Genomic DNA, 16,369 nt, shown 5'->3' on the forward strand with positions numbered 1-16,369 from the left:
TATTCTTAATAATAACCCAAAACCTCGATTTTCGGCAACCCGGTTGATGGGCGATCGCGGGTCGGACAGAACCAACGGGACTCCGCGCACGTCGCCGAGTTTGGGGGATTTTGTCGATACTCCCACGGACCGTTGACAAAGTTGAGACCATACCGCTAAGATTGCAGATTGCTCTTGTTGCGATATACGATCAAAAAATCTATCGCAATTTTTGACAGAAGTACCGGACTAAAATTGGCGATCGCCCTCAATTTTAGAAGGATGAGAACCGTCTTCAGAGGGAATTTTGAGCGGGGGAAAATTGGCTTTCGACCAAGTATTCAAGATATCTTCGATCAACAATTCCCGCAGCCAAACTTGCAGGATGACCACCAACGGCAGAGCCAAAAATAGCCCCAAGGCGCCGAAAAAAGCCGCGAACGTGATCTGGGATAAGAGCGTCACGGCTGGGAGGAGGGACACCTGCCGCTTCATCACCAGGGGGGTGAGAATGTTGCTTTCGATCTGTTGGATTGCGATATATAAAACGATGACGGAAACCGATTTCCAGGGGGAGTCCAGCAGCGCCAAAATCGCCGGGGGAATGACGCTGATCGTCGGCCCCAAATTGGGAATTAACGTCAGGACAGCCGCCAAAAGTGCGTTCACCAACGCCAGTCTGACACCCAAAATCCACAGTCCGACTCCGCTCATGATGCCGATGACGACCATATTAAATAAGATGCCAAGGACGCAGCCGACGACGTTCTCTTCGCACTGGTCGAGAATGTGATGAATGCGACGGCGGTAAAAGGAGGGAAACAGCAAAATAAACGCCCGCCGGTAGGCCTGGGGATTGCTCAACAGCATGATGGTGACGGCGATGACCAGCAGGATTTGCAGGAGGGTTTCCACCGAACTAGAAAAGAAGGTGAAGAAACTGCCGATCCAGCGATCGTAAGAAGAAGCCAACTGCTGGATGACATCTTCGACGCTGTTCATGTCACCCAACATTCGAGGGGGTAGCCAACTTTGCAGTTGAGAATACCACTGTTTCAGTTGTTCCAAACCTTGGGGGATGCGATCGGTCAACTCCTGCCACTGCTGCACGATGACCGGGACGGTCAGGGCCAAAAATCCCGAAATTAGAATTAATATCGACCCCACGGAAATGGCGACGGCGATCCCCCGGTTGACCCCGGATTTCTGCAATCTCCGGACGATCCGGTTGGTGGCGATCGCCAATATTACCGCCGTCAACGCCAGTAAAATAATCTGGCTGATTTGCCAAATAATATATAATGAAACGAGAAATGATATGATTCCGATCCACTTGCCGATAGTCACAGTTTCCCCCAGGATATCGAGAAAAAAAATGGGTTTCGCTTCAATCTAGTTCCGTGGGGGACCAACTGACATCTGGCCGGCGATAGAATTCTTTTCAAATTGGAGGGGAAATTGTCGATCTCCGACTCCGGATAGAGGATCGCGGAATGGGAACCTGGTACTTTTTTCAGAGGTGAGCCGATCCGGCGGGAGGCGCGATGGCGCGGAGCGCACCGGCAAAGCCGATCGGTGACGTTCAGTTGTTCTGAGGATCGATGTGAGTAAAAAACCCAACGAACCGCAACTCGGCACGACCGTAATTCTCTACATTTTTGGAATTGCGCTGGTGATCACTGCCATCATCATCACCCTGAAGGGATTGGGCATACTGGATGTCATTCCGAGATATATTATATGGGCGCTGATCTTGTTGTCGGTGGGGCTGGGAATCCTGTCGGCGATCGGCAATAAAACCGACTAGGAGCGGGTTTTTAGTCAAATCATTCGATCGATAGATGAAAATAATCCGTCGAAATTATAAACTGTAAAGTAACGTAGAAATTGAATTTGTGAGGAGAAACCCTTACTGATGAGTATGAATTTAATTTTAGGTGACGTGGCGACCAACGCTCCCCACTTTCCAGTTTCAGCCACCCTGGTATTGATTTTCGGATTTATTGCGGCCGCCTCCATCGGTTCGATCGCCTGGTACAACTCCAAGCGACCCATCGGTTGGAAGGACAAAGAGCGTCCCAATGTCGTCCCCGATATCGAAAAATAGAGGGAAGGGCGATGGTTGACCGATTCCGAATCCCAGATGGTTTTTCAACCGCAAGTATAGACACAATTGGAGAAAAAAGTTATGGCTAATCAAAACGAAAATCAAGCACAAGCAGCCGCCAATTACGATCGCGAATTGGTGACGGCGGAAACTGCGGCCCGCATGGAAAGAGAAGGGGAAAACTTCAAAAAGACCCCCGATCCCGAAGAGGGAACCATGAACACGACGGCGGGTTATCGCGTCAGCCGGGAAGGACTCCTCGATAATTTCGCGATCGAACCGGAAATGTACATCGAAGAGCCCGGTGATTTGCGGGAAGAACAACAGGCGAACCGAGTCGATCGCGCCGAAACCCTTCAAGAAGTGAATGAAACGGACGAAGACGGAAAGCTGACGATGGACAAAGATGAACGCGGCAAAGGAACCGGCATCATCTAGATTCAACTCCGACAACTGAATCAATCACCCCAGCAGGAAAAAGGCGGGTTGAGATGGGCGAGATTTTTCTCCCTTCTCTCTCCACCCTTTGACCTGATTTTTTTTGCGGAGAAGAAACCGGGTTTCTAGAAGGGTTTTCGTTTCCCCCCCAGCTCTCAGTAGAAACCCGGTTTCTAGAAGGATCTTGAGTTTCCCCACCCAGCTCTCAGTAGAAACCCGGTTTCTAGAATGGGGGCTAACGTCAAACTAAAACGTTGAGATTACTCGCCGCATTTAAGGTTTCTGCAAACTGTCCAAATTCGGCTTCCAAAGATTGTTCGACACCGGGATCGGGTGTAAAATTCCCATTGCCGTCAGTCGCAGTCGCATTCAGGAGCAACAGTTCATCGCCCGGAACCAAGTCAGTCAACAAACCTTCTTGGGATTCGATAGGAGATTCCCCGAGGAAAGCTTTGGAAATCTCATCGAACTCAGTGTCATTCCCCCCTTGATTGTTGGTGAGAGCATCGGATTCATGATCACCAGCAAGAGCTTGACTGCGAAAATTGGTAGATGTTGAGCTGATACCGGTGATATCATCAAATTGGTGATCCGCTTTGTACCAAGTCCCGGTGAAATAGGTTTTGCCATTACTTTGGATGTCAGTTTCTACATCCGCCAATGTGTAACCTTGGCTGGAGAGATCTTGCCACTTATTCGTAAAAGAATTCCAATTGTTGTAACGGTAGAGCGCGTGTTGGCCGTCCCCTTCTTGCCAAACCCCGGTGAAATAGGTTTTGCCATTACTTTGGATGTCGGTTTCCACATCCACCAATCGGTAACCTTTGCCGGAGAGATCTTGCCACTTGTCGGTAAAAGACCCCCAATTGTTGTAACGGTAGAGCGCGTATTTGCCGTCCCCTTCTTGCCAAACCCCGGTGAAATAGGTTTTGCCATTGCTCTGGACGTCGGTGTTGAAATCCACCAATCGGTAACCTTTGCCGGAGAGATCTTGCCACTTGTCGGTAAAAGACCCCCAATTGTCGTAACGATAGAGCGCGTGTTTGCCATCCCCTTCTCGCCAAACCCCGGTGAAATAGGTTTTGCCATTACTTTGGATGTCGGTTTCCACATCCACCAATCGGTAACCGTTGCCGGAGAGATCTTGCCACTTGTCGGTAAAAGATCCCCAATTGTTGTAACGGTAGAGCGCGTATTTGCCGTCCCCTTCTTGCCAAGTTCCGGTGAAATAGGTTTTGCCATTGCTCTGGATGTCGGTTTCCACATCCACCAATCGGTAACCGTTGCCGGAGAGGTCTTGCCACTTGTTGACAAAGGACCCCCAATTGTTGTAACGATAGAGTGCTTGTTTTTCAGTCGCCATTCTTCAATTCCTTAACGCAAGTACAGACGGGGAAATTTTTGGTTAAATTCATTTCCCCATAGTTTCCGATTAGTTTCCTCGGCGAGTGAGGAAGCTGATTTCCTTTAGGGATGGGGTGCGGCGAGTTATGCAGTTGGGTTTCAAATCGATCGCGATCGCTTCACCCATATTCCCGATTTTTCCGATTAATTCCGGCGTTTCACCACCTTGACGATATTCTGTGCGATGGGCCGGGACGATCGCCCCCACATTTCCTACATTTTCGGAAGTCGCGATATTCTCTGCGATGGGCAACCCGAAACGATCGCTCTACCTTTAGACTGAAGAAAGCCGGAATCATTGCTTTTAAAATCGGATCGGAGTCCTTCACCCGACCATCGCGGGTGCGATCGCACGCAGAGATTCAGAATATGGCAGAAAACGGCAACGGCAACAAAAACGGCGAGGAAAATCGGGACGCGATCGCGGCCAGTTCCCAGACGGTAGAGGAAGTCTTGAAAAATTGGGAGGTGGAACGGGAACGGGGACTCGACACCTCGACCGTCGAAGGGCGGCGCCAAAAATACGGCCCCAACCGCCTCGAAGAAGCCAAGACCCGCAGCGTTTGGCAAATTTTGATCGAACAGTTCAAAAGCCCCATCATCGGGCTGCTGGCCGTTGCAGCGGTGCTGTCGTTTGCGTTTCAGGAGTGGGTGGAAGGCGTCGCGGTGATTATCGCCATTTTGCTCAACGCCGTCATCGGCTTTGTCACCGAAATCAAGGCGGTGCGATCGATGGAGTCCCTGCAACAACTCAGCCAGACCAAAGCCACGGTGAGGCGGTCCGGACAAGTTCAAGAAATCCCCGCCGACGAGATCGTTCCGGGGGATATCGTCGTCCTCGACAGCGGCGACCTGATCCCGGCGGACGTGCGGTTGATCGAGGCCAACAAACTCCAGGTGGACGAGTCGCCCTTGACCGGGGAATCCGTCCCCGTCACGAAGACGACGGACCCCCTCGAAGGCGACCTGGCCCTGGCCGATCGCACCAACATGGGGTTCAAGGGAACCGCCCTCACCCGCGGCGGGGGCGAAGCGGTGGCGGTCGCCACGGGGATGAATACGGAACTCGGGCACATTTGTGCCCTGGCGACGGAGGCGGAGGAGGAAGTCACCCCCCTGGAAAAGCGGCTCGACAAGTTGGGGCAAAATTTGATCTGGGTGACGCTGGCGATCGTGGTCTTGGTGGCCGGGGCGGGGATTATCGGCGGGAAAGAGCTGTATCTGATGATCGAAACCGCGATCGCCCTGGCGGTGGCCGCCGTCCCGGAAGGGTTGCCCATCGTGGCGACGGTAGCCCTGGCGCGGGGGATGTGGCGGATGGCCAAGCGCAACGCCCTGATCGAGAAACTCTCGGCGGTGGAAACCCTGGGGGCGACCAACATCATCTGCACCGACAAGACCGGGACCCTGACCGAAAACCGGATGACCGTCACCCGGGTCGCCCTGGAGGACGACATGGTAAACGTGAAGGGGGAGGCCCTGGAACTAGAGGGAGAATTCGAGCGGGACGGGGAGGCGATCGCACCCCGGGAAGAAGACGGGTTGCGGCGGGTGTTGGAAGTGGGGGTGCTGTGCAACAACGCCTCCCTCCCCGACGAGGACTCCGGCGACGAGGACAACTTTATCGGCGACCCGATGGAAATCGCCCTGCTGGTGGCCGGGGCCAAGGCGGGAATCCACAGATCGCAGTTATTGGAAAAAAGCCCGGAAGCCCGGGAGGTGGCCTTCGACTCGGACACCAAAATGATGGCGACGTTCCACGAAATCGAAAACGGCTACCGGGTGGCGGTGAAAGGGGCGCCGGAGTCGGTGCTGGAGGTTTGCAGCGATCGCCTCACCCCGGACGGGCCGCAACCGATGGACAAAGAGCAGCGGGACGCCTGGAACGATCGCTGCCGCCAGTTGGCGGAGAAGGGGCTGAGAATTTTGGCGATCGCATCCAAAACCGCCGATTCCGAACAGGCCGAAGCCTACGAAGGCCTGACGTTGTTGGGGGTTTTGGGATTGCTGGACCCGCCCCGGGAAGATGCCAAATCCGCCGTCAAAAACTGCCACGACGCCGGCATCCGGGTGATCATGGTGACGGGGGACCAGCCCGTGACGGCCCGCAACATCGGTTTGGCGGTGGGGGTGACGACGGAACAGGAGGCCGAGGCCAAACTCGGGAAAGAACTGCGATCGCCCGAAGACCTGAGCGAACAGGAACGGGAACAGTTGCGGCAGGTTCCCATTTTCGCCCGGGTCAGCCCGGAACAGAAGTTGAATTTGATCGAGCTGCACCAGTCCGCCGGATCGGTGGTGGCGATGACAGGGGACGGGGTGAACGACGCCCCCGCCCTCAAAAAGGCCGATATCGGTGTGGCGATGGGCGAACGGGGCACCCAGGTCGCCAAGGAAGCCGCCGATATGGTATTGCAGGACGACGCCTTCCCCACCATCATCGTCGCGATCGAACAGGGGCGGGCGATTTTCGGCAATATCCGCAAATTCACGATCTTTTTGTTGTCGGGCAACATGGGCGAAATCATCGCCGTCGGCGCCGCCGCCCTGGTGAACGCCCCCCTCCCCCTGCTGCCCCTGCAAATTCTGTTTCTCAACGCCATCAACGACGTCTTCCCGGCTTTGGCCTTGGGCGTCGGCGAGGGCAACCCGGGACTGATGAAACATCCCCCCCGGGACAGCGGCGAACCCATCCTGGCCCGCCGCCACTGGATCGCGATCGGGCTCTACGGATTGCTCATCGCCGCCGTCGTCCTCGGCGTTTTCGCCCTCTGCCTCACCCGCCTGAAAATGGAGAGCGATCGCGCCGTCACCATTTCCTTCCTCACCCTCGCCTTCGGGCGCCTGTGGCACGTCTTCAACATGAGGGATGCCGACGGCGGCCTGTTCCGCAACGAAGTCACCCAAAACCCCTACATCTGGGGGTCGCTGGTACTCTGTACGGGACTGCTGCTCTCGGGCGTTTACGTCCCCCTGCTGGCCGACGTCCTCAAACTGGTCAACCCCACCTTAAATCAATGGGGACTGATCCTGGGCATGAGTTTCGTCCCCCTCGTCGTCGGACAAATCGCCAAGTTGATATTGGGAAGTCGGAAGTAAGAGGCGACCGGAGGCAGGGGAGGCGGAGGAGGCAAATTTATAGTCAGATCCGTACAAATTCCCCAATCATCTGAATATGATTTGAGCTATTAGCTTGGGAATTGATTCCCAAGCGGTCTGGATGTCTCACCCCCCGCTCCCCCTGCTCCCGACTCCCGACTCCCGACTCCCTATTCCCCACACCCCACACCCCAACCGGAGGCAAAACCGTGGCCGCATTAGTTTCCCTGCTAAGTGTCGTCACACTCTCACTATTGATCAACCGCGTCGCGACGGTCGCCCTCACCCAGACGGGGATTTCCCGGCAGTTGGCGGCATTTCAATCCCGTTCGGCGTTCACCGGGGCGGGGTTCACCACCGACGAGGCGGAATCCGTCGTCACCCACCCGGTCCGCCGCCGCATCATCATGCTGCTAATGCTGTTGGGCAACGTGGGCATCGTCACCACAATGTCCTCCCTGCTGCTGACGTTTACCAACAGCGTCGGGTTCGGCGAGTGGGCGTTTCGTCTGGCCCTGCTGGCGATCGGGTTGGGGATATTGTGGATGTTGGCGACGAGTAAATGGATCGATTTCTACCTCTCCCGCCTGATCAGTTGGGCCCTGAGCCACTGGACCCGCTTGGACGTGCGGGACTACGCCAGCCTCCTGCACCTGTCGGGGGAATATACGGTCACGCAGTTGGATGTCAAGCCCGGGGATTGGCTGGCCGATCGCGAACTGACGGACCTCAACCTCCGCCAGGAGGGCATCAGCGTTTTGGGCATCCACCGGAAAAACCGGCGCTACCTGGGGGCCCCGAAGGCGGACACCTGCATCCGACCGGGGGACACGTTGATATTGTACGGACGCCTGTCCCTGTTGAACGAACTCGACGATCGCCGTTCCGACTGGCAGGGGGAACACGCCCACCATCAAGCCGTCGCCGACCAACAGCAGATCCTCTGGGAACAGGACCGGGAAGAACGGGAGGACGACCGACAAAATCGCCCCTGAAAGAATCTCTATCCCGAGATAGAAGGCATCGACGATTTGAACGGATAAAGTAACAGCATTGGTCGATCGCGATTCTGTGGGGTCTGGGTCGCGATCGCGCCTAAAATCAGGGGCTATTTTGAGTGCGACGATCGCCCCAAACCTAATTTAGGAATCAAGGGGCGATCGTCTCTGTTTTCCGGTTTTTCCGACCTCGAAAAAACCCGTGATTCGACTGCGACTTTTTCCCGATTAGTCGCCGTCTATCCCATCTTTTTTGCTCGATTCTCTCTCTTATTAAAATTGTCCTCGCCCGAATATTCTGGCTCAAAGATCCCCCAAATACCGATCTCTATCATCAGACAGAAGATCGGTATTTTTGGTTGTTATAAAATAGGGCGTGGGTCGGAAACAATCGTCCATTGCAGATCCCCCCAAAAAATTTATTTAATCAAATTGAATATTTGAGCATCCGAACGACCGAGACTAAATTTTTAGATGGGGTTAGTGAATATGAATATTGCCACGGCAGAGAGTCCCGTAAAGTCCGCCAAAAAATTGCGAGAAGAATTGCTCGATTTCGTTTACGATGCCGAGGGGGAAATGGCGATCGCCCTGGAAACTCACGCGGCGAACTACGGCGGAAAAAATTACGACCGCCAGCGACAGGATTTATTGATCGACACCTTCATTTTTGAGGGGGAAGTGGGAGAGTCAACCCCCTTGGATTTGTTCCTACAAGCGGCGCCAAATTTGAGCCGGGATGAGCGCCAGATGTTGCAAAATTGGCAGCGCAGTTTCCTCGGCTTATTTGAAGTTTTGGAAATCGGGGACGATGGCGCGACGTTGATGAACTGGTTCACCCAAAAACGGTATCCGATCAGTTTCGATAACTCAGCCCAAAATTCTCAATTTTCCCGCCTGAAACCGGGGGAAATTATCCACGGCAGACTCGCCCCATTGACGGAAAATGAATGGCTCGTCTTCGGGTCATTTTTGACCAAGGGAAAACTGAGTAAACCGAAATTGGCGGTGGCGATCGGGGAGTTCCGGGAACGCCACAAAAATTCCCTGTACGGAGACGCGCCGGAATTGCTGGAAGAGGCTTGGAAATCGGTGGAAAAATATCACCGGGAATTTGTCGATTTCTTTGGCGAAAATACTGTCACCCTCCCCGGCTACCAACTGAATAAAAAAATCGGCGAACTGTGCGATCGCATCAACGAAAAGCGGTTCGCAGAATTGGGCCTTGATCGCAACAAGTCCCTCAAAGAAATGGCGGCAGAAGCGGGAACCGACGAAGCCGAAATTCGGGAGGCTGCACGGTCGGCGGGTGCGGACGAAAAAGACCTCGACGCCGTACTCGGATCGTCCGATTCTTCCTCGAAAATGGTGACGCCGAAAGCGGAACTTCCCCCGGAGATCAAAAACGCCGAATCGGTGACGGTTTTCACCCACCCCCGCTGGGGCCAGATGTTCCTCCCCACCTACCGAAGATTTGCAGAAGTTCTGGAGTCTGACACCCCCGAAGATCGGGAACTAGCTGCAGCCTTCGTGCGGAAATATCTCGACGATCCCCAAGTCAATACCTACCTCTGGCATCACTTCGTGGAGGCGTATCCGCAGCGGTTGGAAGGGGTGTTGCAAACCGTTTTGGAACGCCCCGATTTCTCCCTGCAAACCGACCTCGATCCGGTGTTGGTCGAATACGGCAAACCCCCGGAACCCGACCTGCCCGACATCGCCAGCGTCCCCCGACATTTGGACGAGTTGTTTAAAGAGGCGATCGCCCAGGTCAACTCATCCAAGTCGAAGCGGAAGAAAAAATCCAAAAAATCGAAAGGTTTCCAACTCTAACTGTCGGTTTTGAGTTATCATTAACGTCATCGAGCGATTCTTCAATAAACCATGCCAGACGCATTTTTACTCAGCCGCGTTGTACTCCGATTCGACGCCCCGGACGACGACCTCATAACCGACCTATCCGCGATCGCCCTGACACCGGACGGCAGTTTGTGGGTCGGTTCCGACGAACTGTTGGGCCTCGATCGCCTCTCCCCCGTCGAGCCCTTTGTGTACGGCAAACATCAACACTACGGCATCGAAAACTACATCCAACTTTGGAACGACGACGACGAAATTGACATCGAAGGATTGGACTATTCCGACGATTATCTCTGGTTCACCGGGTCCCACAGCACGAAGCGAAAAAAACCGAAGGGAAAAAGCACCGAAAAGGATTTGAAGCGACTCAGTACAATTGCGGTGGATCTGAATCGATTTTTATTGGCGAGAATCCCGATCTGGGAGGGGGAACCCGCCAAAATTTGCGAACCCTCCATCGAACCAGATAAAAGCCTGCGAGCCGCCTGTCTGGAAACCTCGGAACGGCGAAATATCCTGATCGAACACCTGCGGGAAGACGAGCATTTGGGGCTGTTCCTCAATCCTCCCATCCCCTCCAAAGATAACGGTTTGGACGTGGAAGGAATTGCGGTCAGAGAAAATACCATTTTTCTCGGTCTGCGGGGTCCCGTGCTGCGGGGTTGGGCGGTGATTTTGGAATTGGAAATCGAGGAAACCGAACCCGGCGTTCTCAACCTAAAAGACATCGGCAAAGACGGGGCGGCTTACAAAAAACATTTCGTGGATTTGGCGGGTTTGGGAATCCGAGAACTCTGTTTTGACGGGGACGATTTGTTAATCATGGCGGGGCCGACAATGGCTCTGGAAGGGGTGATGCGGGTCTACCGTTGGAAAGATGCCTTGGGCCGTTCTGGAGACAGCATCACGGCGGGAGATTCGGAGGAATTGAGCGTCGTATTTGACCTCGATATCATCCCCGGATGGGACCGGGCGGAGGGGTTGGAACTGTTCCCCTGTTTCGGAGAAAATGGCTTGCTGGTCATTTACGACTCCCCCCACACCAGCCGGTTGAAGAGCGATCGCGAAATGTTGATCGACGTTTTCCGCCTTTAATTTCGGGGTGCGATCGCGAGTTCCGACTTCAGATAGAGGTTAAATCCGGGCTTCCATTGCTACCATGAAAGTGAAAAGAAGTTTAAAAATTTGAAGTTAAATTAGGAGAAATATCTATGTGGAGTATACTCGCTTGGTTGGCTTTAGGTTTAATCGCCGGTGCTCTGGCTAAACTGATTTATCCCGGAGATCAGGGTGGCGGAATTTTGGCGACCATCGGTCTGGGTATTTTAGGTGCGTTCGTTGGAGGATTTTTGGGTCAACTGATCCTCGGCACGGGTGGCGGCGCGGCCGCCGGCGTTCTCAGCATCCCCAGCATCATCTTCGCCGTTCTGGGTGCAATTTTGATCATCTTCATCTGGGGTTTAGTGACTCGCCAAACCAGCTAAACCGATGATGAAACAGTTTTCCTTGGGGTGCGGGTGCGATCGCTGCGATCGCACCCCTTTTTTGATGGGCAACAGGAATAAAAATTCTATCATCTACTCCCCAGGAGAGGTAGCCACCTATTTCCATATTTTCCAAGTCGCACCGATCGCCGCCCCCATCCCCGCCAGGAGGCTGACTAAAACGCCTTCCAAGGTTGTCGAGACGGGATCTTGGGTCAAACATTGGCTGCTGGGAAGCACCGCCAACAAACAGCCATTCAAATAAAATTGCGTCGCCCAATAGCCGATAATTCCCCCCGATGCCAGACAGATTGTCAAAAGCAGATAGAATCGTTTCTTGCCGTCCATAGAAATATTCAACGAATCGCACTTTTTTGCCCATTATAGCGATCAACAGAACGGTTAGGACAAATCGGCTAATTTGAGTCCCGCCTTGAAATTCATTATATCATCGCAATTCCCGGTTTTTGGACTCCGTGCCCCGATCGCCCCCGAAATTTCTCTCTTCGGCCAGATGAACATCCCCTGCAGTCACGGTAATGATCGAGAAAAGTCAACGGAAAATCTATGCTTTCTTTGAAATTGATCGGCCAGAAAATTGTCGATTTATGGCATCATTTATTCGGCTCGGAGATTTCGAGCCTACTGCCCGCGATCGCCCTTTCCGGTCTGACCATTGCCGGATTTTCCCTGTGGGGATTTGTGGAAATTACCGACGAGGTTTTAGACCAGGAAACTGAATATATAGACCGGTTAATTTTGCAAGCAATCCGCCAAATTCACACCCCGTTTTTAGACCGATTGATGGTGGGAATTACCGGTCTTGGCGACCCCTTATTTCTCACCGCCGTGGGCATGAGTATGGTGTTTATTTTGCTCTTTCAAGGTCGGAAAATTGGCGCGATCGCGATCGGGGTCGCCTTGGGGGGAGTCGCCCTATTAAACCACCTCCTAAAATCGGTTTTCGGCCGCCACAGACCGGAGTTGTGGGAACGCATCGTCGATGTCAGTTTCCACAGTTTTCCCAGCGGCCACGCCATGATTTCCTTGGTCGTTTACGGAATCATCGCCTATTGGTTTGCCGTTCACTTTCGACCCTGGCAATGGCTAATTATTTCCGCCGCGATTGTATTGATTGTGGCGATCGGTTTCAGCCGCCTCTATTTGGGCGTCCACTGGCCCACCGATATTGTCGCGGGATATGCGGCTGGGTTGGTCTGGCTGGTCGCCTGCATTTTGGGTTGGGAAATTGCCCGGGGTTATTTTTAAAATCCGGTTTCTGTTTGGGGTTTAAATCTTGATGCTTGGTGATAGGAATCGAGGGCTTCTCCGTATCGGTTCAACCCGTCCAAAGCCACGCCGCGCTGATACCAAGCCCAGTGATTTTCGGGGTTCCGAGATAGGGCGTAATCGAGGGCATCCAAGGCCTCTTCGTGGCGTCGCAACCCGTTCAACGCCGCCCCCCGATCGCCCCATCCCTCAATGGGATTTGGATCGATCGCGATCGCCCGATCCGCTGCCTCTAAACTGGACTCATATTCCCCCAATTCCCGCAGCGCGGCACTCTTTTCGATCCAAGACCAATAGGCGCGGGGATTGATGACCAGGGCGCGATCGCTGGCCTTTAACGCCTCTTCATACCGCCCCAACCCCCGCAACACCCAGGCGCGACTTTCCCACGCCAAATCGGAATTGCTATTAATGGCTAAAGCGCGATCGCAACTGGGGAGGGCGTCGGACATTCGGCCCAAAATTCGCAACACCCGACACCGGTAAAGGTTGGCTTCAAAGTGGTGGGGATTGTCCGCCAAAGCCTTGTCGTAGGCCTCCAAAGCCTCCGAAAATGACCCTTTTTTTCGCAGTTTTTCCCCGTATCCGAACCCGTCGATATTCGGGGGAACGAAAATCGCCGCCTGTTTCGACTGGTTAAAAATCCGCCGCCGGTTCTGAATGACGGTGGCATTGTCGGGGTTAATTTCGAGGGCGCGATCGTAGGATGCGATCGCCTCCGAATACCGCCCCAATTTCTCCAAGGCGTAACCGCGATTGTTCCAGGGCCACTCCGATTCCCCGTCCATTTCGATCGCGCGATCGCAAGATTTCAACGCCTCCCCATATTTTTGCACGTTGTTGAGGGACCAACATCGCCCGTTCCAGCCGTGGGAATTATCCGGTTTGATCGCCACAGATTGATTGTAAGATTCCAGGGCTTCCTGATAACGCGACAGCCGGTTTAAAATACCGCCCCGGTAATTCCAAGCCCGGAATGAATTGGGGTTGATGGCAATCGCTTTTTCGCAGCTTCTCATCGCCGCGTCGTACTGTTCCAAATTATATAAAACCCAGCAGCGCCCCTCCAGCGCCTCCAGATAATCCGGGCTGATTTCCAGGGCGCGATCGTAGGCCGCCAAAGCGCGATCGTAGTCGTTCAAACGGGCAAATTCCTGACCCTGTTGGCGGAGGGAAACCGCCTCGGAAAGGGGAACGGTGACGGGGGGAACTTCCGTTTTTTTCACCATTCGGGATTGCTGGGCGGAGGTGAATTCCCGGGCTCCCCGCATCGCCACGTTGCCCACCAGTGCGAAGAAAAAGACGGCGGCGAGGGGTTTCAGTTGGGGGAGGATGGCGCTGCGGTTGCTGCGGATGGCGGAGAGGGCGGATAACGCTTTCGACGCATTGGGAAACCGCCGCTTGACGTTGGGTTCGACCATCCGTTCCAACCAGGTCAAAAAACGGCGATCGCAGGGCGGAACCCGGTGGCGGAATTTGAAACAATAATTCTCGTCGATCAACTGCCCCATTTCCCGGGACGGCGTGCGGGTGAGCAGACTAATTAAAGTCGCCCCCAAACTGTAGAGATCGGAGGCTTCCGTCAGGGGGCGGTTGAACAGTTCTTCCGGTGGCATGAACCCCGGCGTCCCGGCGGCGACGCTGCTGAGGGCGGTATTTTTTCCCCCCGCTTTCGCGAATCCGAAATCCACCAAATAGGCGTTCAGGCGGTCGTCTACGAGGATATTTTCGGGTTTGATATCCCGGTGAATGATGGGCGGACGGTGCTGTTGCAAATAGACCAAAATGCCCAATACAGAAGCGGCAATTTGTTGGATTTGTCCCGGGGTGAAGCGATCGCACGCCGCCAGGGAGGGCGCTTTTTTGTACTCCTGCACCAAACCGAAGCCGGAGGGCGTTTCAAAGGAGTCCAGATAGCGGGGGATGCGCGGATGTTTGAGCTGCCGCAGCATCTCGATTTCCCGTTCGTGGGCTTTCAATCCCGCCCAACTCGCCCCGGCAAAGGCAAACCGAAATTCTTTGACCGTCACCGGCTCCCCGGTGCGCGTATCCGTCGCCCTGTAGGTGATGCGCCCCCCCTCCGGGTTGCATCCCAGTTCCCGAACGATTTGATAGCCGTGGCTTTGGAAATCTGGAAGGTTGCTCATTTGCCGATCGGACATAAAATCCCCCCACCCTATCACGTTACTTATCTATTTTACACGAAAAATGCGATCACGGGTATTTTAGAGGTGAAAAAATTTCGGAAAATTTCACCACAGAGGCACAGAGAACACGGAGAAGTTATGAGTTATAATCAACATTAACAATGCCAAAAAATTGATGATTTTTAAAGCGTCTCATCGGCACTACGATACAGTGCTTTATTCCGAGTGGACTAGCCACTCTAAAATGATGCTTTTGTAGGTTGGGTTGAGGAACGAAACCCAACGCCGAGATATTGATGTTGGGTTGAACGCAGTGAAACCCAACCTACAAATAAAGCATCATTTTAACTGAAATAGTCCAGTAGGGTGCGTTAATGAAATGTCAACACCGCCTCAATAGTGAATTTTGAATTTTTATGGTGGGTTACGGCGCGGATGAAAAGTTATTGGTTTTTCCGAAAAATTACGGCCGCGCCTAACCCACCCTACTGAAACTGTCCACTAGAATGAATTAAATGACTGCTATTTTAAATACAAGTTTACAGTGCTCGATCGCACCGTCTCATCGATACAGTCCGAAAATTGATAATCCGGATTTTTTCCGTAATTTTCGGTCAGAAACAACAGCAACTCCAGGGCATAATCGGGATAGTCCAGGATGTCGGCGATGCAAGCCAAAGCCAGGATATTTTTCGGGTCTTGATTGACGGTGCGATCGCGATCTGAAATGGGGTCGCGGAAATACAGCGCGTCCGCCCACAATAATTGACCGATTCGTCGTTGGGAATAAATCGGAGAAACGGAACGGGGACGGCGGCACATTGGGTGATCGGTCATCAAATCGAACAGGGTAAATCCCCGCGATCGCAAATAGGAATCGACATCAGAAAAGAGGGGCTGATCGCAGTACATCGGAGAAAATTCCACCTCCATTGAATCCCCATCACGCCGCGATCGCACAACTTTTCCGCCCCTTTCAAAACCTTCAACTCCGCCCCCTGAATGTCGAGGTTGAGAAAGTGCATATTTGGTATCTTTTCTGAATCGCAAAAATCATCCAAAGTGGTGGTTTCGATATCGACCGAAAAATCGAGTTTGATATGTTCGTTCAGGGCGTGAAACCGCCGCAAATAATCCTCGTTGGGGGGATACAGCGAACTGCAATCCACCCCTCGGGTGACGTACAGCGTCGAGGTGCCGATCTCGTCGGAAATGGCGAGGGGAATGTGTCGTTCTTTCCAATTGACATTGCGTTCCTCCAATTCCAGGTTGTTGGCGAGGCAGGCATCGGCGTCGGCATCGAATCCGTAAATGGTGAGGTTGGGGGCAAAGATCTGCCAATCCCCCGAACCATAATTGTCGTCCGATCGCATCTTCCGAGATCCAACAATTCCCAAAGTCATCTCCAGGGATTCCAAATAACCCCGGCTTTTTAAGTTGTGGGTAAAAACGACCATTTAATTGAACCTCAGAAATAAAAAAAACTGTGGGAGCAACCGTCCCCGGTTGCAGCCGCTTCTGGATGGGGGATTTTCATGATTCAATTATATACATGATTCAATT

Annotated in this window: 16 protein-coding genes; 9 read left to right on the forward strand and 7 right to left on the reverse strand. The window is 53.4% G+C overall.

Features of this window, described 5'->3' with window-relative positions:
* Positions 1 to 228: 228 nt before the first annotated feature.
* Complete coding sequence (locus AC0QHF_RS28450; RefSeq protein ID WP_324707652.1) at positions 229 to 1,326, reverse strand: AI-2E family transporter; 1,098 nt, start codon at positions 1,324 to 1,326, stop codon at positions 229 to 231.
* 256 nt (positions 1,327 to 1,582) lie between these two features.
* On the opposite strand from AC0QHF_RS28450, the gene AC0QHF_RS28455 reads away from it, so the two are divergent.
* The 3 genes from AC0QHF_RS28455 to AC0QHF_RS28465 all read left to right on the forward strand — a co-directional run bounded on the left by AC0QHF_RS28455 (position 1,583) and on the right by AC0QHF_RS28465 (position 2,524).
* On the forward strand, positions 1,583 to 1,786 hold the full coding sequence (locus AC0QHF_RS28455) for a hypothetical protein (protein WP_324707653.1): 204 nt from the start codon (positions 1,583 to 1,585) through the stop codon (positions 1,784 to 1,786).
* 108 nt (positions 1,787 to 1,894) lie between these two features.
* Positions 1,895 to 2,086 (forward strand): photosystem II assembly protein Psb35, encoded by a 192-nt coding sequence (gene psb35, locus AC0QHF_RS28460; protein WP_324707654.1) that lies wholly within the window; start codon positions 1,895 to 1,897, stop codon positions 2,084 to 2,086.
* A gap of 81 nt (positions 2,087 to 2,167) precedes the next feature.
* Positions 2,168 to 2,524, forward strand: a complete 357-nt coding sequence (locus AC0QHF_RS28465) for a hypothetical protein (RefSeq protein WP_324707655.1) — start codon at positions 2,168 to 2,170, stop codon at positions 2,522 to 2,524.
* 241 nt (positions 2,525 to 2,765) lie between these two features.
* Here AC0QHF_RS28465 and AC0QHF_RS28470 read toward each other — a convergent pair whose 3' ends face one another.
* Both AC0QHF_RS28470 and AC0QHF_RS28475 read right to left on the reverse strand, forming a co-directional pair.
* On the reverse strand, positions 2,766 to 3,887 hold the full coding sequence (locus AC0QHF_RS28470; protein ID WP_324707656.1) for a hypothetical protein: 1,122 nt from the start codon (positions 3,885 to 3,887) through the stop codon (positions 2,766 to 2,768).
* A 69-nt stretch (positions 3,888 to 3,956) separates the two neighbouring features.
* Entirely contained in the window at positions 3,957 to 4,181 is a 225-nt protein-coding gene (locus tag AC0QHF_RS28475; protein ID WP_324707657.1) for a hypothetical protein, read from the reverse strand.
* A gap of 116 nt (positions 4,182 to 4,297) precedes the next feature.
* On the opposite strand from AC0QHF_RS28475, the gene AC0QHF_RS28480 reads away from it, so the two are divergent.
* The 5 genes from AC0QHF_RS28480 to AC0QHF_RS28500 all read left to right on the forward strand — a co-directional run bounded on the left by AC0QHF_RS28480 (position 4,298) and on the right by AC0QHF_RS28500 (position 11,369).
* Positions 4,298 to 7,027 carry a cation-translocating P-type ATPase gene (locus AC0QHF_RS28480; protein WP_324707658.1) on the forward strand — a complete coding sequence of 910 codons (2,730 nt, stop codon included), beginning with the start codon at positions 4,298 to 4,300 and terminating at the stop codon, positions 7,025 to 7,027.
* A gap of 209 nt (positions 7,028 to 7,236) precedes the next feature.
* The gene (locus tag AC0QHF_RS28485; RefSeq protein ID WP_324707659.1) at positions 7,237 to 8,022 is read left to right on the forward strand and encodes a TrkA C-terminal domain-containing protein; all 786 of its coding nucleotides are present in this window, start codon (positions 7,237 to 7,239) and stop codon (positions 8,020 to 8,022) included.
* 492 nt (positions 8,023 to 8,514) lie between these two features.
* Positions 8,515 to 9,858, forward strand: coding sequence for a DUF7986 domain-containing protein (locus AC0QHF_RS28490; RefSeq protein ID WP_324707660.1), 1,344 nt, complete (start codon positions 8,515 to 8,517; stop codon positions 9,856 to 9,858).
* 51 nt (positions 9,859 to 9,909) lie between these two features.
* Positions 9,910 to 10,980 carry a DUF3616 domain-containing protein gene (locus tag AC0QHF_RS28495; RefSeq protein ID WP_324707661.1) on the forward strand — a complete coding sequence of 357 codons (1,071 nt, stop codon included), beginning with the start codon at positions 9,910 to 9,912 and terminating at the stop codon, positions 10,978 to 10,980.
* A gap of 116 nt (positions 10,981 to 11,096) precedes the next feature.
* Positions 11,097 to 11,369, forward strand: coding sequence for a GlsB/YeaQ/YmgE family stress response membrane protein (locus AC0QHF_RS28500; protein ID WP_324707662.1), 273 nt, complete (start codon positions 11,097 to 11,099; stop codon positions 11,367 to 11,369).
* Between the two features lie 117 nt (positions 11,370 to 11,486).
* On the opposite strand, the gene AC0QHF_RS28505 is transcribed toward AC0QHF_RS28500, so the two are convergent.
* Positions 11,487 to 11,717, reverse strand: coding sequence for a hypothetical protein (locus AC0QHF_RS28505; protein WP_324707663.1), 231 nt, complete (start codon positions 11,715 to 11,717; stop codon positions 11,487 to 11,489).
* A gap of 219 nt (positions 11,718 to 11,936) precedes the next feature.
* Between AC0QHF_RS28505 and AC0QHF_RS28510 the strand changes: the two genes are divergently transcribed.
* Complete coding sequence (locus AC0QHF_RS28510; RefSeq protein ID WP_324707664.1) at positions 11,937 to 12,638, forward strand: phosphatase PAP2 family protein; 702 nt, start codon at positions 11,937 to 11,939, stop codon at positions 12,636 to 12,638.
* Here AC0QHF_RS28510 and AC0QHF_RS28515 read toward each other — a convergent pair.
* The 3 genes from AC0QHF_RS28515 to AC0QHF_RS28525 all read right to left on the reverse strand — a co-directional run bounded on the left by AC0QHF_RS28515 (position 12,635) and on the right by AC0QHF_RS28525 (position 16,263).
* Complete coding sequence (locus AC0QHF_RS28515) at positions 12,635 to 14,821, reverse strand: tetratricopeptide repeat protein (protein WP_324707665.1); 2,187 nt, start codon at positions 14,819 to 14,821, stop codon at positions 12,635 to 12,637. The genes AC0QHF_RS28510 and AC0QHF_RS28515 overlap by 4 nt on opposite strands.
* A 507-nt stretch (positions 14,822 to 15,328) precedes the next feature.
* The gene (locus AC0QHF_RS28520) at positions 15,329 to 15,643 is read right to left on the reverse strand and encodes a hypothetical protein (protein WP_324707666.1); all 315 of its coding nucleotides are present in this window, start codon (positions 15,641 to 15,643) and stop codon (positions 15,329 to 15,331) included.
* Complete coding sequence (locus AC0QHF_RS28525; RefSeq protein WP_324707667.1) at positions 15,643 to 16,263, reverse strand: FkbM family methyltransferase; 621 nt, start codon at positions 16,261 to 16,263, stop codon at positions 15,643 to 15,645. Before AC0QHF_RS28525 ends, AC0QHF_RS28520 begins: the two co-directional genes overlap by 1 nt.
* Positions 16,264 to 16,369: the final 106 nt, after the last annotated feature.

The sequence above is a fragment of the Lyngbya sp. CCY1209 genome (assembly GCF_055795065.1).

Coding starts and splice junctions, on each gene's coding strand:
- AC0QHF_RS28480 (WP_324707658.1), top strand. CDS start 4,298: ATGGCAGAAAACGGCAACGGCAACAAAAACGGCGAGGAAAATCGGGAC.
- AC0QHF_RS28510 (WP_324707664.1), top strand. CDS start 11,937: ATGCTTTCTTTGAAATTGATCGGCCAGAAAATTGTCGATTTATGGCAT.
- AC0QHF_RS28495 (WP_324707661.1), top strand. CDS start 9,910: ATGCCAGACGCATTTTTACTCAGCCGCGTTGTACTCCGATTCGACGCC.
- AC0QHF_RS28520 (WP_324707666.1), bottom strand. CDS start 15,643: ATGACCGATCACCCAATGTGCCGCCGTCCCCGTTCCGTTTCTCCGATT.
- AC0QHF_RS28515 (WP_324707665.1), bottom strand. CDS start 14,821: ATGTCCGATCGGCAAATGAGCAACCTTCCAGATTTCCAAAGCCACGGC.
- AC0QHF_RS28500 (WP_324707662.1), top strand. CDS start 11,097: ATGTGGAGTATACTCGCTTGGTTGGCTTTAGGTTTAATCGCCGGTGCT.
- psb35 (WP_324707654.1), top strand. CDS start 1,895: ATGAGTATGAATTTAATTTTAGGTGACGTGGCGACCAACGCTCCCCAC.
- AC0QHF_RS28525 (WP_324707667.1), bottom strand. CDS start 16,263: ATGGTCGTTTTTACCCACAACTTAAAAAGCCGGGGTTATTTGGAATCC.
- AC0QHF_RS28505 (WP_324707663.1), bottom strand. CDS start 11,717: ATGGACGGCAAGAAACGATTCTATCTGCTTTTGACAATCTGTCTGGCA.
- AC0QHF_RS28470 (WP_324707656.1), bottom strand. CDS start 3,887: ATGGCGACTGAAAAACAAGCACTCTATCGTTACAACAATTGGGGGTCC.
- AC0QHF_RS28465 (WP_324707655.1), top strand. CDS start 2,168: ATGGCTAATCAAAACGAAAATCAAGCACAAGCAGCCGCCAATTACGAT.
- AC0QHF_RS28490 (WP_324707660.1), top strand. CDS start 8,515: ATGAATATTGCCACGGCAGAGAGTCCCGTAAAGTCCGCCAAAAAATTG.